Raw genomic sequence first — 15,105 nt, forward strand, 5'->3', positions numbered from 1 at the left:
GTCCGATTTGGACGGTGTGACGGCGGTCGCGCCAACGCTGAACACACCTGGGCCGGGCTAGGGTCGGTGGCGGGCCCCAGGCAAGCGGGGCCCGTACGTCCCGTTCCGGAGGAAGTGAGCCATGTCCAACCTCGGCGCCACCGAACTGCTGATCATCGCCGCGGTGATCCTGTTGCTCTTCGGCAGCAAGAAGCTCCCCGAGATGGCCCGGTCGCTGGGGCGCTCCGCCAAGATCCTCAAGGCCGAGACCTCGGGCTCGCGCTACGACGAGGCGCCGGCGGCCCCCGAGGCGGACGACCCGCGGGTCGCCCGGCTCCAGCAGCAGGTCGACGACCTGCAGCAGCAGCTCAGGGCCGCGCAGCAGACGCCCAAGACCACCCCGTGAAGCGCGGTTGCGCACCACGACCGACGACGTCCTCCAGGAGCCGGCGCCTTTCATGATCATCCGACCGGGACATCCGTGCTGGGTGGAACTCGCCACGAACGACACCGAGCGCAGCACGCGGTTCTACGAGAGCGTGTTCGGCTGGAAGCACCACTGGACGCGGGACGACGCGGGTGAGGACTACGCGATCGCCCTGCTGGACGACGAGCCGGTGGCCGGTGTCCGTCCGCTGGGGCGGGCGACCCTCGACTGGACCCCGTACCTGGCCGTCGCCGACCTCGGTGCGGCGAGCGAGCGGGTGCGCCGGCTCGGCGGCACCGTGCTGGAGACCCGGCCCCAGGTGCTGCCCGGTCTCGTGGCCAAGGTGCTGGTCGACGATCCCAGCGGCGCCACGGTCGGCGTCGCGCAGCCCGTGGACGGCGGGGGTTTCACCGCGGGCGTGCCCGGTGCGCTCGTGTGGCTGGAGTTCGTCACCCGCGGGCCGCGCCGCGCCGATCCGTTCTACGGCGCGCTGTTCGGCTACCGGCAGCGGCAGGTCGGTGACGGCACGTCCGTCGACCACGTCGTGTACTCCACCGGCGGCGACACCGTGATCGGCCGTGTCCGGATGGCACCGGACACCCCCGCCTCCGTGCCCCCGAGGTGGATCGCGCACTTCGCCGTCCCGCCCGGCCTGGGCTTCGACGAGACGCTCCACCGGGCCCGTTCCGCAGGCGCCCGGCTGCGCTTCCAGCCCTACCCCTCGCCCCTGGGCCAGGTGGCGGTGCTGGCCGACCCGCTCGGCACCCGTTTCGCGATCATCGATCCGGAACTGGCCTCGGACTGGGACAGTGCCACGCCTGCTGACGACCCCTACGACGACTGACCGCCGTCCGGCGGGTCGCGGACCGGGAGAACTCCGACCGCGACCCCGCCGGTGCCCGCGTCGAGCCGGGCTTCGTCGTCCCGCGGTTCATCCGGCGGCGCCGGGGTGCGGGGCCGGGTCGATCGGTTCGCGGAAGAGTCCGGTGTAGGACCGCCCGTCCTCGTCCCGCGAGGTGGTGGTGGTCGTCTTGGCGTGCACCACGTCCGGGTGGCTGAAGAGCCCGTGTGCCGGAAGTGCGGGCGTCGAGTGCGTGGCGTGCTGGATCTGCAATTCACTGGCTCTCTGTGCTGTCCGTGTCCTGCACGGGCTCCCCGACGCCGGCTTGCGCGGCGTCGCGCGCCCTGGATGCCCACTGCGGACGATCATCAACCGTCGAACCGCCGTGCTTCACCCGGTGACGGTCAGGTCGGCGTCGTTCAGGTCGAAGAAGACGTTGCCGGCCGCCTCGACCCTGATCCTGCCCTGGTCGGTCCGCACCCTCGGCAACCGCACGGTCTCGGCGCCGTCGTTGCGGGTGCGGGAGGCGAGCACGTGCGGGAAGGTCCGCCCGCCTTCGGTGGAGAAGGTGATCCGGACGGCGTCCGCGCTCACCGGGGCACTCGCCGTGCCGGCCACGTCCCAGGTGATCCGCTGCTGCGAGCCACCGCGGTACGACGCGCGGGATCCGTGCGAGGTCACCAGGAACGGGCCGGCGTTCGGCGCGATCACGAGTTCCGTGTCGGCGCTGCCGATCCCGCCGCCGCCCTGCCTGCCGTCGCGGGCGGTGAGTCTGAAGTGGAGGGTGCGGGAGCCGTCCACGCCGACCCAGTCGGCGGTGGGCAGGAACTCCGAGTAGCAGTCGACGAGAGCGGCGGGCACGTTCGTGTCGAAGCCGGTCTCCGGAGCCGGAGGGGGCGGTGCGGCCGGGCACCGGCCGCTGACCGCGTTGGTGTTGTTCGCCGCGATCTGCGCCAGGTCGGGGAAGACGCGTCTCGGGTCGGTGGTCGCGGTGTTGGCGCCCGGAGAGCGGTACTTCAGCGCGTCCTCGGCGCTCACGACGGCGGCGGTGCCGAACACGCGGAACAGAGGCCCGTCGGTCTTGGTGTTGTTCACGAGCGACGTGGGGTTCTCCCCTCCGGGGTCGTTCTGCTCCCACAGGTAGGTCACCGGGTCGCCGTCGGGGTCGTCGGCCCTGCCCGTCAGGGCGAACGGGGTGCGCGCCGGGATGGTGTGCCGCGCGGGTGCGGTCACGACCGGCACGTGGTTGCGGGTGGTCAGGACGCGGTGGCCGCCGTTGACCGCGGGGCCGCCCTTGACCGTCTCGCCGACCCACCCGGAACCGCCGACGACGTCGATCCCCAGCGAGGGCAGGTTCCTCCCCGCCAGGCTCCCGCCGAACGTCACCTGGAAACCGGTGGTGTCGAAGGGAGTAGGTCGGTTCACGTTGTCCCCGAGGCCCGCGACCTCGACCTGTCCCCCGGCGGGCAGGACTGCCTCCACGGCGGCTTTGATCGCCTGCCGGCTGTAGGCGTCGTAGGTGATCGGTGCCGTCGTCCGGCCGTCGTGGGTCAGCGTGAACGAGTCGCCGGCGCCGAAGTCGCGCAGGGACGCGTTCTGCACCTCGTCCGCGTTCCACGACCAGGGAGTCGCTGCGAAGGAGGCGATCTCCGCGCGGGAACGGTGGGAGAAGTAGGCGTCGCTGTGGCGCTGCAGGTTGTCCTGCTGGCAGATGCCCGCGTACGACATGATCGTCGACCCGCTGCCCGGTTCGTAGGACGACTCGGCCGAGCGCTGTCCGGTGCCGCAGCCGAACTGGTCGCCGTTGAACGTGTGCTCGGCGCCGAACTGGTGCCCCATCTCGTGCGCCAGGTAGTCGACGGCGAAGGCGTCACCGACGGGGGTGGCGATGCCCGAGCACCCGGCCGCCTTGTCGGGGCCGCCCACTCCCGGCACCCCCGCCCCACCGCCGCGCACGCCCAGCGCGACGTGCCCGATCTCGTAGTTGCTCGCCCCGATCAACTGACCCAGCACCGTCGCGGCGTTGCCCAGGGTCCCGGTGACGCACCGTTCCAGCTCCTCGGGACGGAAGCACGGGGCCGCTCCGCACGGTCCGTTCGGGCCGGTCGCCTCGGCGTCGGTGCTGAGGCTGGTCCGCTCGGAGCCGTTGGCCAGCAGCAGCCGGATGGCGACCTCGTCCTCGTAGATCTGCGCGATCCGGTTGACGAGGGACGCCTTGGCGGCGATCACGTTCTCCACGCCGAAGTACCGCGCGTAGGACGGGTCGGTGAGGATCGCCATCCGGTAGACGCGCACCTGCACGAGCGGACCCGTGGTGGCCCGCGCGGGGACCGGCCGCCGTGACGCGTACTCGACCTCCACTTCCCGCAACGGATCCGACGGGCTCAGGGCGCGGCCGTAGGAGCTGAGGTAGAGGCCCTGGTCGCGGTGCGAGTGCGGGGCGACCGACCACTGCCCCCGCTGCGACCTCACCGAGGCGCGGAACCCCAGCGGTGTCAGCTCGGCGCGGACCGACGCGGCCGGGTCGTCCAGGCCTCGGCCCGCGTACGTCCTGATCTCCGGGTGTTGCGACGCCAGCCCGGCCTCCATCACCGGCGAGTCCACCAGCGCGAACCGCTCGAACGTGCCCGCGGGTGTCGGCAGCACGACTTCGACGGTGCCCGTTCCGGCCAGGGCGGCGCCCATCGCGGATCGATCGAGGGTGAACCCGGCGGTGCCCTGCCGGTCCGATCGCGACGCGATCACGTCGTCGCCCGCCCTGGTCCACGGGTTGCCCGCCGCGGCGGCGGTGCCCGGCGCGGTCGCCAGGGCGCCGGCCGTGACGGCGGTCAGGAGCACGACCAAGGCTCTGCGGGTGGACGAACGGGTGGCCATGTGACGTCTCCTGGGGGAAGTCGGTGCCCGGTTCGGGGTGTTCACATGCCGGTCGTGGTGGTCGTGCGCCGGGGCGGCGGTCTCACCGGCGCACGACCTCCCGCTCCAGCCACTCCTCCATAGCGCATTCCGCGGTCTCCGGGAAGGAACGCGTGTCCACGTTGTCCGCGTGGAGTTCGTACACGGGGAAACCTGCGGCGCGGAGGGCGCGGGTGGTGAAGTAGCTGCCTCGCGCGTCGTCGGAGACCAGGTGCACCACCCCGTCGACGCGGTGGAGCCTGGCCTCCTTCACGTACCACTCGCTGGACCACGGTGGCGTGTAGAGCTGGTCGTGGAAGGACGCGAACCGGGCCGCGAGCGTCCGCAGCGGGTCGTCGCCGTAGCGCGGGTAGCCGTCGGCCGCGATGGCGAGGTACATCGACCACACGAACACCGCGCCGTGCCGTTCCTCGAACCTGCGGTAGAAGTCCATGTCGAACCACAGGCCGCGGCCGATCCACATGAGCCGGGCCCGCTCGTCCTCGCACACCGCCGCACCCGCGCGGACGCGGTCCTCGACCTCCTCGTAGAACCGCTGCGCGGCGTCGCGCGCCCACTCCGATCCCCGGTGCCACTGCGGGATCATGACGCTCGGGATGCTGTCGGTGACGGCGAGCGGGCTCGGCGTGGTGCGGGCGATGAGGTCGCGGCTGCGCCGGTTCCACTCCGCCTGTTCGTTGACGAGGTCGAGCACCCGCCGCAACGCGCGCTCGCTGAACACGTGACCCGTCGTCGTCTCCAGGAAGCGGATCAGGTTGTGCAGCTCGGACACCATCAGGTCGAGCCTCGCCGTGCCGACCGCCTTCTCCCAGTCGTGCGGCATCAGGTCCCACCAGTTCACCGGGACCGCGTTCTCGGCCGCGCTCTCCAGCGCGTAGTAGGTGATGCCGGGCCGGCTGCCCCACACGTCGAAGATCTTGCGGCCGCCGTCGCCGACGGTCTCGGCCAGCACGATCGTCGGACGGGGCAGGCCGCCCCACGGCGCGTTGTGCGGTTCCGGGTCGAAGAGCGACGCGAGCGAGATCGAGCTGTACTGCTCGGTGTGGTCCGGGTAGCCGCGCTCGCGCAGGAGTTCGAGGTGGTGCGGTGCCCTCTGCTTGGCCGCCACCACGGAGGCCCACCACTGGTTGACCACGTACGGGATCTCCATGGCGCGGAAGATCTCCTGCGGGGCGTCGGCGTTCACCAGCGCCAGCGGCCCGCCCGCCGCGACGGGCTCGTGCAGGCCCTGGAACCACTCGCGCTGGTAGCGGGTCGCCTCGGTCGCCGAGGCCAGCAGCTTCTCAGCCAACGAACACCTCCGCGAGGTCGATCGAGCCGTACTCCTGGTGCTCGAACATCACGGCCGGGATGCCGTGCCGCCCCAGGGCCTCCTTCTGCGCCGGGAAGTCCCACGGCGGGGCGTCGTCGTTGCGGCGGACGTACGACACGACCAGCTCGGCCGCGCAGTCGACGGCCGCGCGCGCCGTGTGCGCGGCCCGGTCGGCGATGGAGCCGCGGGCGGCGGTGGGGCCGTTGTACTGGTAGCGCTCGACGAGCGCCGCGAGCGTGGGTTCGCCCACGAGCCGCGCGGCGAGGAGGTCTCCCCAGTCGTGGTCCTCGCCGACCACGACGCACCCGGCCTCCTCCAGCGACCGGTACACCTCCGGGTTGTCGTGCGAGCTGCCCGTGACGAAGATCCGGCGTCCGGTGTGGACGTCCAAATCGGACTTGAGCAGCTGCCGCAGCAACCGGTTGTGCTCCACCACGGGGAGGACGGCACCGAACGCCGCCAGCGCCTGCACCCCGGTCAGCCGGAGGTCGCGGCGCAGGGCGGACACCGCGCGCCACAGGTCGCGACGGGCGTCGTGCGCCATGATCGCCGACGCGATCCGCGGCCCGGTCAGCCGCGTCCCGGTCCACCGCTCCAGCACGGCGACCAGTTCGGCGAAGCGGCCCTCGACGTACCGCGTGGTCGTCCAGTGCGGCAGGTGCAGCACGTCGACCAGGTACGTCTCCGGCAGGCCGAGGCCGGGTTCGAGCCGCCGCAGCTCCCGCACGGCGTAGAACAACCGCAGCGAGGCCTCGCAGTCGCGCGACACCAGCAGCCGGTCGAGCCTGCCGTACTCCCCCGTGAGCAGGCGGGTGAGCACCGACGAGGCGGCCGGGTCGACGCCGCGGCCCAGGTAGGTCTCGCCCTCGGTGACGTCCGTGCCCGGCCGGCCCGCCAGGCGCACGGGAAGCGCGCCGGCGGCGGTCACGAGCTCCACCGGGACGTCCTGGCCCACGCAGCCGATCACGAGCCCGTCCGCCGCGACCGGGTACCGCCGCTCGTAGTGGCCGACCAGTTGTTCCAGAGGGGTGGCCACGGTCAGATCACCCGATCCGCGCGCAGGGCGGCGAGGCGATCCCCGTCGTAGCCGAGGAGGTCGCCGTACACCAGGTCGTTGTGCTCGCCCAGGGCCGGTGCCGGCCGGTCGAAGCCGACGGCCGAACCGGAGAACACGATCGGCACCCCGGTGGCGGAGATGTCCGCGGTGGCGCCGTGGGACGGGTGGGTCAGCGCGACCACCTCGTCGCGCGCGCGGACGAGCGGATCCCGGACGGCCTCCGCGGGCTCCCGCACCTCGGCGGCCGGCACGCCGTTCTCGACCAGCGACGCCACCGCCGCGACGCGGTCCTGTCCCGCCGCCCACGTCCCGATCAGCTCGTGCAGCGCGGTCGCGTTCGCCACCCTCGCGTCCCTGGTGGCGAACCGGGGATCCGCCGCGAGTCCCGGTTCCCCCATGGCCTGGAACACCCCGGCCGCGAACCGGTCGGTCGGGCCGCAGAGCGCGAGCCACCCGTCCTTGGCCTCGAACAAGCCGAACGGCGCGAGTCTCGGCACAAGAGAACCCGTGCGTTGAGCCAGGCCGACAGCCGCGTACGCGTCGAAGGGCTCACACGCGACGAGTGACGTCAACGCGCCGAGCATCGACACGTCCACGTGCTGCCCCACGCCGGTCCGGTCGGCCTGCACGAGCGCGGCGAGGGTGCCGATGACCGCGAACAGCGGCGCCACCAGGTCACCGACCGGCAGGCCGTTGCGGACCGGGTCGTCGCCCTCCTGCCCGGCGGTGCCCATGATCCCGGACAGCGCCTGCACGATCGTGTCCATGGCCTTCGCCGGCCCGCCCTGGGCACCGAAGCCGCTGATCGACGTGTAGACCAGCTTCGGGTTCACGGCCAGCATCGCCGCGGGGTCGATGCCGAGCCGGGTGGTGACGCCCGCGCTGTAGTTCTCCACCAGCACGTCCGCGTGCCCCACCAGGCCGGCGAGGACCTCGCGCCCCCGCGGGTGCTTGAGGTCGAGCGTCACGCTCTCCTTGTTGCGGCCGCGCAACAGCATGGACACCGACATGTCGTCGTCGTGGACCCGCCCGAGCCCGAGCCCGTCGCGACCGAGGTACGGCGCGTTGCCGCGCGAGGAGTCCCCGCCCGTCCGCGGGTTCTCCACCTTGATCACGCGCGCGCCCAGTCCCCCGAGCAGCAGGGTGGCGTAGGGCCCGGCCAGGGCCGTCGTGAGATCGACGACCGTCCGCCCGGCGAGTGGTTGCTCGGTCACCTGCGCACCTCCTCGGTCACGACCGGCACGATCCGTGACGGCCGGCATCCCGCCTTACACTCGTTGATCGTGACGGCCACGCCGCGATCCGCCTCTCCGCGCGGACCCCGCTCCGACCTGCTCCCCCGCCAGCAGCACGGCGGCGCGCCGCAGCACCTGCTCATGACGCTCTACGCGGACTACTGGCTCTCCAGCGGCGGCCGGCCGTCGTCGGCGGCGCTGGTGCGGCTGCTGTCCGAGTTCGGGATCACCGAGACCAGCGGGCGGGCGGCCCTGAGCAGGCTGTCCCGCCGCGGCATGATCACCGTGCACCGCAACGGGCGCCGCACGTTCTACGGCGTCGAGGGTCCCGCCGCGGTGACGCTGGGCGACTCGGTCCGCCGGGTGCTGTCGTTCGGTCTGACGTCGCAGCCCTGGGACGGCACGTGGACGACAGTCGCGTTCTCCGTCCCCGAGGAGCAGCGCGAGGTGCGCCACCAGTTGCGCACGCGGCTGCGGTGGCTCGGGTTCGCGCCCATCTTCGACGGTTTCTGGATCTCGCCGACCGCGTCCGGCGAGGACGCCGTCAGCGAGCTCGACGCGCTCGGCGTGACGAGCGCGGTCGTGCTGCGCAGCAGCGGCCCGGTCGGCGGACGGCCGCTGACCCAGGCCTGGAACCTCGACGAGGTGCGCGACCTGTACGACCGGTTCGTGGACGCGGTCTCGCCGCTGGCCGAGCAGGTCCGCGCGGGCCGGGTCACGGCGGCCGAGGCACTGGTGCGCCGCACGGAAGTCATGGACGAGTGGCGCACGTTCCGGTGGAAGGACCCGAACCTCCCGCACGAGCTGCTGCCCGCCGACTGGCCCCGTGACACCGCACGGGCGTTGTTCGCCGAGGTCTACGACGGGCTCGGGCCGCTGGCCGAGCACCGGGTGCGCCAGGTCGTCCTCGAGCTCGACCCGGAGGACGTCGACCTGGTCCGCCACCACACCACCCACCGGGCGCCCTGACCCGTCACCGAGCGCGGTTCGACGGCGAGGACTCGACCACATCCACACTCCCCTCACAACGCTCAAAGCTAGACTCATACTCGACCAGCCGAGAAGCAAAGTGTCAAGCATCGTCGCTCCGCACTCTTCAGGGCGCCAGGACGTATACCGAAAGCAGGAACACCTCAACGAGTCGTACTTCTCATCTCGTGTCGGCCGATGCGGAAAATGTAGAGTGGGAGCATGTCCGCCGCTCCTCACGACGTGCCCGCGCTCCCCAGGATGCAGTCCGGCGGCAGCCCCCAGCACCTGCTCCTCACCCTGATCGGCGACTACTGGTACGGCCAGCAGGCACCGCTGCCCTCCGCCGCGCTCGTGGAGCTGCTCGGCGAGTTCGGCATCACGGAGATCAGCGCGCGGGCCGCGTTGAGCAGGCTGTCCCGCCGCGGGCTGCTGGAGCTGTCGCGGGCGGGCCGCCACACCTCGTACGCGCTGAGCCCGCGTGCCGCGCAGGTCCTGGAGGACGGCCTGCGGCAGATCGTCGCGTTCGGCGCCACCGAGGAGGCGTGGACGGGGTTGTGGACGATCGCGGTCTTCTCGGTGCCCGAGGAGCAGCGCGACCTGCGCCACGCCCTGCGCTCGCGGCTGGCGTGGCTCGGGTTCGAGTCCCTGTTCGACGGCGTCTGGGTCTCCCCGCACGACCGGGTCGCCGCGATCACGGACGTGCTGTCCGAGCTCGGCATCGACTCCGCCACGGTGCTGCGCGCGGAGGTCGCCGACGGCAGTCCCCTCGGCGGTCACCCCATCACCGCCTGGGACCTCGACGAACTGCACGACAGGTACGCCGCCCTGATCGACGAGTACTCCGCCGTGCGCCGCAGGCTGGCCGGGGGACGGATCGGCACGGCCGAGGCCCTCGTCGTGCGCACCGCGCTCATGGACGCCTGGCGCCGGTTCCCCGGCCTCGACCCGGAACTGCCGATGTCCCTGCTGCCCCAGCCGTGGCCGCGGGCACGAGCCCGGGCGTTGTTCAGGGAGCTGTACGACGAACTGGCGCTGCTGGCCGAGCAGCGCGTGAAGCAGGTCGTCGGCCGGTACGACGAGGACGTGGCGGCCCTGGTGCGCGGACACGGCAGCGACTACGCGGGCTGAGCGGGGCGGACGCCCGGCAGCACGACCTCGTCGCCGTCCCAGGCGAACTCCGTTGCCAGCCCGGCCTTCTCGCCGATCGCCCGCACGTAGTCGGCGACCTCCCCGCCACCGTCCGAACGCGACACCGGCACCGGCCGCCCGGCGTCGTCGATCCGGCACGGGAGGAACCCGGCCGCCACGATCCCGTCGCGGTCGAAGCGGCAGACGGCGACGACCGTGTTCCTGCTCTCCGGGTGGAACGGGTAGAACGGCATGTCCGGGTCCGGCGCGAACCCGTACAGCTCGACCCGCCTGCGCGCCCAGCCGGCGCGTTCGGCGCTGTCGTTGCCGATCGGGGAGAGCGCGTGGGTGACGGTGACGAAGTTGCCGAGCCCGTGGAAGATCGGACGTCCGCGGTGGACCTCGATGCCGCGCATGATGTGCGCGTGGTGGCCGAACACGGCGTGCGCGCCCGCGTCGATCGCGGCCCGCGCGACCGGTCGTTCGTACATCGCCAGCACGGCGGGTGTGTGCCCGACGCCCTTGTGCATGGACACGGTGACAACGTCCACTTCGGACGCCAGCGCGCGGATGTCGTCCTCCATCGCGGCCAGGGTCACCGGGTCGGCGAAGGTGTAGACGCTCGGCGGACCGCCCGGAGTCGCGTGGTCCAGTTCGTAGTGCGTGAGCACCCGGACGTAGGCGCAGCCGGCCTTGCGGGAGGTGGCCCAGGACTCGCGGGGACCGACGAGGTTGTAGCTGAGCACGCCGATCCGCACGCCGCCGCGGTCGAGCACCACCGGGCGCCGCGCCGAACCGAGGTCCGGTCCCGCTCCCGCCGTGGCGAGCCCGGCGGCACGCGCGTGGGCGATCGTGTCCGCGACGCCGGTCTCGCCGGCGTCGTAGACGTGGTTGCCCGCGAGGGTCACGACGTGGAAGCCCGCGTCCGCCAGCGCGGCCAGCCCGGCGGGGTCGGCCGGTGGCGCCGGGACGTCCGTGCTCACCTGGACGTCCGTCGTGCTGTGCGGGACCTCGACGTGCCCGATCACCAGGTCGCCCTCCGCGAGGGCCTTCCGCGCGGGGACGAGGAAGGACGCCGGGTCCGGTTCGTCGAGCACGAGGTCCCCGACGGACAGCACGGTCACCACGTCAGACACGGGCCCCCTCCTCCCGCGCGGAACCGCGCTGCTGGGTGTAGCGGGACAGGAACGCGCGCAGGCGGTCCGACCTGCCGTCACCGAGCACGTCCGCGACGGGGCCCTGCTCGACGACGCGGCCGCGGTCCATGAAGACGAAGCGGTCGGCGACCTCCAGGGCGAAGGCGATCTCGTGCGTGACGATGATCATCGTCAGCCCGGCGGCCGCGAGGTCCCTGATCACGGTCAGCACCTCGTCGACCAGTTCGGGGTCGAGGGCGCTGGTCGGCTCGTCGAGCAGCATGATCCGCGGCCGGGTGGCGAGCGCCCTGGCGATCGCCACCCGCTGCTGCTGCCCGCCGGAGAGCTGCCGCGAGTAGGCGTCGGCCTTGTCCGCCAGCCCGACCTTGGCGAGCAGTTCCACCGCCCGCTCGTGGGCCTGGGCGCGGTCCCGTCCGTGCACCCGCACCTGGGCTTCGGTGATGTTGCGCGTCACCGTCCAGTGCGGGAAGAGCTGGAACTGCTGGAAGACCATGCCCATGCGGCGCCGCTGTTCCGCCACCCGGCGCGGGGGCAACGGCCGCACCCGGTCGCCGGCGTGCTCGTGACCCAGCAACTCGCCGTCGAGGTACATGGCGCCGCTGTCGATCGGTTCGAGCTGGTGCACGCACCGCACGAGGGTGGACTTGCCCGAGCCGGACGGTCCGATCACGGCGACCACCTCGCCCTGCGCCACGTCCAGGCTGACCCCGTCGAGCGCGGCGTGCTCGCCGAAGCTGCGCCGGATGTTCCGGACGCTCAGCACGGGAACCCCGGTCATGCGAGCCACTCCCCCCGCGTGGACCGCTGCCCGCGGCCGAACCGGCGCTCGAGGCGCTGCTGCAGGAACGACAGGGCGGTGACGACGACCAGGTACCAGAAGCACGCCACGATCAGCATCGGCACGATCTGGTAGGTCTGGTTGTAGACGGTCTGCACCGCGTGCAGCAGATCGGTCATGGCGATGACGCTCACCAGCGACGTCCCCTTCAGCAGTGAGATGAACTGGCTGCCGCTCGGCGGGATGATCACCCGCATCGCCTGCGGCAGGACGACGCGCAGGAACGTCTGCCCGCCGGTGAAACCCATGGCCATCGCCGCGTCCCGCTGGCCGGGGTCCACCGAGAGGATGCCCGCGCGGACGATCTCCGCCATGTACGCGGCCTCGTGCAGCGTGAGGCCGATCAACGCCGCCGTCAGCGGCGTGATCAGGTCGTTCGTCGACCACGAGCCGAAGGTCGGCCCGAACGGCACGCCGATCGACAGTCGCGGCAGCAGGTAGGCGAGGTTGAACCAGAACAGCAGCTGCACCAGCGGCGGGATGCCGCGGAACAGTCCGATGTAGAGGGTGCAGACCCACCGCACCGGGCCGAAGTCCGCGAGCTGCCCGAGGGCGAGCAGCACCCCGAGCACCGAGCCCGCGAGCATCGCGACCACCGTGAGCAGCACGGAGGTGCCGAGGCCCGCCAGCACGTTCGGGTCGAACAGGTACTCGGCCACGACGGGCCACTCGAACCGCGGGTTGTGCGTGACGAACCAGGCGACCTGGGCGAGGCCGACGGCGATGAGCGCGCCCAGCAGCCAGCGCCACGGCCTCGGCCGGGGGCGGGCGGTGGCGACGTCCACGTGCCCGAGGTCGTGCGGAGTGGCGGTCGTCGTCATCAGCCGGCCGCCGTGTTGATCTCGGGCTTCGCGACCTTCACGTTCTCCAGCCCGTACTGCTTCATGATCCGGTCGTACTCGCCGTTCGCGAACAGCTCCTGGAACGCCTTGTGCACCACCGGGCCGAGGCCGCTCGACTTGGGCAGCAGCATGGCCAGTTTGTCGACGCCCGCGCCCTGTTCGTCGGTCTGCGTCACGTAGGTGAAGTCGTCCTTCGCGGCCGCGAGCGCGTCGATCGCCGCGCTCTCGGTCATCCCCGCGGCGTCGGCCCGGCCGGACTTGGCGGCCAGGATGGTGCCGTTGGTGTCGGCCAGGCCGATGAACTCCACCGGCGGCTTGCTCTTCTTCACGCACCAGTCGGTCAGCCTGACGATCTGGTCCTGCACGATGCTGCCCGACACGGCGGCGACCTTCTTGCCGCACAGGTCGTCACTGGCCTCCACCCCGGACGACCCCGACTTCGGGATCAGGTAGGCGGTCCTCGTGACCATCCAGACGACGGCGTCGAACTGCTTCTCGCGTTCCGCCGTGTCCTTGACCGGCCCGTTGAACGCGTCGTAGCGGCCGGACAGCATGCCCGACAGCGCGGCGGGCAGTCCCGGCACGACGGTCATCTCCGTGCGCACGCCCAGCACCTTGCCGAGGGCCTGCTGGAGGTCGTGGTCGAGCCCGGTGACCGTCGTGCCGTCCTTGCCGACGATCCGGTAGGGCGGGTGCGAGTCACCCGCGAAGCGGATCACGCCCGAATCCTTGAACTGCTGGGGAAGCGCGTCGTGGTGCGCGGCCCCGTCGTCTCCGGCAGGGCTCTGGGCACCGCCGGACGCCCCGCCGCCACATCCCGTGGCGGCGACGAGCACCGCGGCCAGCAGCGCGACAAGAGATCTACGAGACTTGAGCATCGGTGCTCCCGTCGTCGATACAACATCATCCGCTTTACGGACGTGGGCAATAGTGTCTTACTTTGACACCTGGTCGTGTCAAGGTCGTGGTGCGCCGGTCGTTCTTCGTCAGCCCGCGTACTGCCGGTTGAACCGGGGCGGGCCGTACTCGACGTACCGGCCGTCGCCCGCGAGCGCGTTCATCGCTCGCGGCGAGACATCGGGCCAGCGGCCCGTCCGGAGGCGGTGCCACATCTTCTCGATCGCGGCCACCTGCTCCCCCACGGTGAAGGTGCAGTGCCCGGCCGTGCGCACGTATGTCTGCCGCACGAGCGGGCCGTTGCCCGCGCGGCGGGCCAGTTCCCCGTAGGACTGCTGCTGCGCCACGGTCGAGATCTGGTCACCCGTGCCGTTGACGGTGAGGACGGGAACGCGCACGTCACCCGTGAACACGAGGCCCTGGGCGAAGGCCCGCACGGCGGCCGGGTCGGCGGCGACGCGCGGAGCGCCGGCCAGCCGCCTCAGGTCGGCGCCGAGGTCCAAGCCGGCTTCGGCGTACAGCCGCACGACGGCGAGCCGGTGGGCCGGTTCGGCCGACAGGAACTGGCGGCCGTAGTCGACGCCGGTGTTCCAGGACGGGTTGCCGCCGGTCACCTGCTCGATCGCGCGCCTGCTGCTCATCGCCTGCCCGATGTACGGCAACGGCCCACCGGCCAACGCGAGGTACATTCCGTTCTGCAGGCCCGCCGCGTCCCACGACCGCGGCACCGGTGTCGTGCCACCGTCGGCCGCGAGCCCCCAGGCCGGGAGCTGGCCGATCGCGGCCGCGAGTGCGATGCGCGCCCGTCCCTCCCGGGTGGACTGCGCGGCCGCCAGTGCCGAGATCCACTGCTGCTGCGCCCCCGGCACGTCGGCGGGGATCCCCGTGACCGGCAACGCGGTGTCGCGGAACAGCAACATCTTCAGCGTGAACACGGTGTCGAGCTTCTGGTTCCACTGCCCCACCGAGCCGCCCAGCCCGCCGCACATCGGCACGGCGGCGTCGAACCGTCCGGGGTGGACCTGCGCCGCCCCGGCGGCCACGAACCCGCCCATCGAGCGACCTTCGGCGATCGCCCACCGCGCCGGGCCGAACGCCGCCTCGAAGCGGTCGAGCGCGGCGGCCTGGTTGTCGACGGCCCCGGCGATCCGCCACCCGGTGACCGTCCTGGTCGTGCCGCCGACGGCGTAGCCGCGCCCGACGAGACCCGCTGTGAGCGGGGAGGTCAGCCCGCCCGCGGCGAAGTCCATGTCGACCAGGACCACACCGTTCCACGCGGACGGCTTCACGAACTGGTACGGGGTGCCGTCGGACAGCAGTCCGGCCGTGCAGATCGCGCTTCCGAGGCACGGCTCGGCCGGCGCCGCCTTCACGGCCGGCGCACCCGCCACCAGGACCACCGCAGCGGCCACCACGGCACCGAGGTCGCGCACTGCGGACATTCGAGCCTCCAGGTGCCCTGCTGGGGTGCGGCGTGGCCGCCGCGGGTCAATAGTGTGCTGCTCTC

At 72.2% G+C, this 15,105-nt stretch carries 14 protein-coding genes; 4 read left to right on the forward strand and 10 right to left on the reverse strand.

Annotated elements, in window-relative coordinates:
- The first annotated feature begins 121 nt into the window (after positions 1-121).
- Positions 122-385, forward strand: coding sequence for a Sec-independent protein translocase subunit TatA (tatA, locus tag BMY74_RS19395; protein WP_089917908.1), 264 nt, complete (start codon positions 122-124; stop codon positions 383-385).
- A gap of 52 nt (positions 386-437) precedes the next feature.
- Positions 438-1,250, forward strand: a complete 813-nt coding sequence (locus tag BMY74_RS19400) for a VOC family protein (protein ID WP_143091625.1) — start codon at positions 438-440, stop codon at positions 1,248-1,250.
- An 87-nt stretch (positions 1,251-1,337) separates the two neighbouring features.
- Here the strand turns inward: BMY74_RS19400 and BMY74_RS19405 are convergent, their stop codons facing one another.
- The 5 genes from BMY74_RS19405 to BMY74_RS19425 form a co-directional block, all read right to left on the reverse strand.
- Entirely contained in the window at positions 1,338-1,520 is a 183-nt protein-coding gene (locus BMY74_RS19405; RefSeq protein WP_089917914.1) for a hypothetical protein, read from the reverse strand.
- Between the two features lie 117 nt (positions 1,521-1,637).
- Entirely contained in the window at positions 1,638-4,121 is a 2,484-nt protein-coding gene (locus BMY74_RS19410; RefSeq protein ID WP_218159669.1) for a reprolysin-like metallopeptidase, read from the reverse strand.
- Positions 4,122-4,203: 82 nt separating this feature from the next.
- Positions 4,204-5,451 (reverse strand): 2-hydroxyacyl-CoA dehydratase family protein, encoded by a 1,248-nt coding sequence (locus tag BMY74_RS19415; protein ID WP_089917917.1) that lies wholly within the window; start codon positions 5,449-5,451, stop codon positions 4,204-4,206.
- On the reverse strand, positions 5,444-6,508 hold the full coding sequence (locus BMY74_RS19420; RefSeq protein WP_245786240.1) for a 2-hydroxyacyl-CoA dehydratase family protein: 1,065 nt from the start codon (positions 6,506-6,508) through the stop codon (positions 5,444-5,446). Before BMY74_RS19420 ends, BMY74_RS19415 begins: the two co-directional genes overlap by 8 nt.
- Before the next feature lie 2 nt (positions 6,509-6,510).
- Positions 6,511-7,743, reverse strand: a complete 1,233-nt coding sequence (locus tag BMY74_RS19425; protein WP_089917920.1) for a CaiB/BaiF CoA transferase family protein — start codon at positions 7,741-7,743, stop codon at positions 6,511-6,513.
- A gap of 69 nt (positions 7,744-7,812) precedes the next feature.
- On the opposite strand from BMY74_RS19425, the gene BMY74_RS19430 reads away from it, so the two are divergent.
- Positions 7,813-8,733: a PaaX family transcriptional regulator gene (locus tag BMY74_RS19430; RefSeq protein ID WP_218159670.1), complete on the forward strand. Its 921-nt coding sequence runs from the start codon at positions 7,813-7,815 to the stop codon at positions 8,731-8,733.
- Between the two features lie 222 nt (positions 8,734-8,955).
- A complete protein-coding gene (locus BMY74_RS19435; RefSeq protein WP_218159671.1) occupies positions 8,956-9,864 on the forward strand; it encodes a PaaX family transcriptional regulator in 909 nt (302 codons plus the stop codon).
- On the opposite strand, the gene BMY74_RS19440 is transcribed toward BMY74_RS19435, so the two are convergent.
- The 5 genes from BMY74_RS19440 to BMY74_RS19460 all read right to left on the reverse strand — a co-directional run bounded on the left by BMY74_RS19440 (position 9,852) and on the right by BMY74_RS19460 (position 15,040).
- Positions 9,852-10,991, reverse strand: a complete 1,140-nt coding sequence (locus BMY74_RS19440) for a CapA family protein (RefSeq protein ID WP_089917922.1) — start codon at positions 10,989-10,991, stop codon at positions 9,852-9,854. The two genes, BMY74_RS19435 and BMY74_RS19440, sit on opposite strands and share 13 nt — an antisense overlap.
- Before the next feature lies 1 nt (position 10,992).
- Positions 10,993-11,799, reverse strand: coding sequence for an amino acid ABC transporter ATP-binding protein (locus BMY74_RS19445; RefSeq protein WP_089917925.1), 807 nt, complete (start codon positions 11,797-11,799; stop codon positions 10,993-10,995).
- The gene (locus BMY74_RS19450) at positions 11,796-12,680 is read right to left on the reverse strand and encodes an amino acid ABC transporter permease (protein WP_089917928.1); all 885 of its coding nucleotides are present in this window, start codon (positions 12,678-12,680) and stop codon (positions 11,796-11,798) included. The genes BMY74_RS19445 and BMY74_RS19450 overlap by 4 nt, the downstream gene beginning before the upstream one ends.
- Positions 12,680-13,579 carry a transporter substrate-binding domain-containing protein gene (locus BMY74_RS19455; protein WP_089917931.1) on the reverse strand — a complete coding sequence of 300 codons (900 nt, stop codon included), beginning with the start codon at positions 13,577-13,579 and terminating at the stop codon, positions 12,680-12,682. The genes BMY74_RS19450 and BMY74_RS19455 overlap by 1 nt, the downstream gene beginning before the upstream one ends.
- Before the next feature lie 108 nt (positions 13,580-13,687).
- On the reverse strand, positions 13,688-15,040 hold the full coding sequence (locus BMY74_RS19460; RefSeq protein WP_089917934.1) for an alpha/beta hydrolase family protein: 1,353 nt from the start codon (positions 15,038-15,040) through the stop codon (positions 13,688-13,690).
- Positions 15,041-15,105 lie beyond the last annotated feature (65 nt).

Source organism: Lentzea albida (assembly GCF_900111005.1).
In the GTDB taxonomy this organism is placed as follows: Bacteria; Actinomycetota; Actinomycetes; order Mycobacteriales; family Pseudonocardiaceae; genus Lentzea; species Lentzea albida.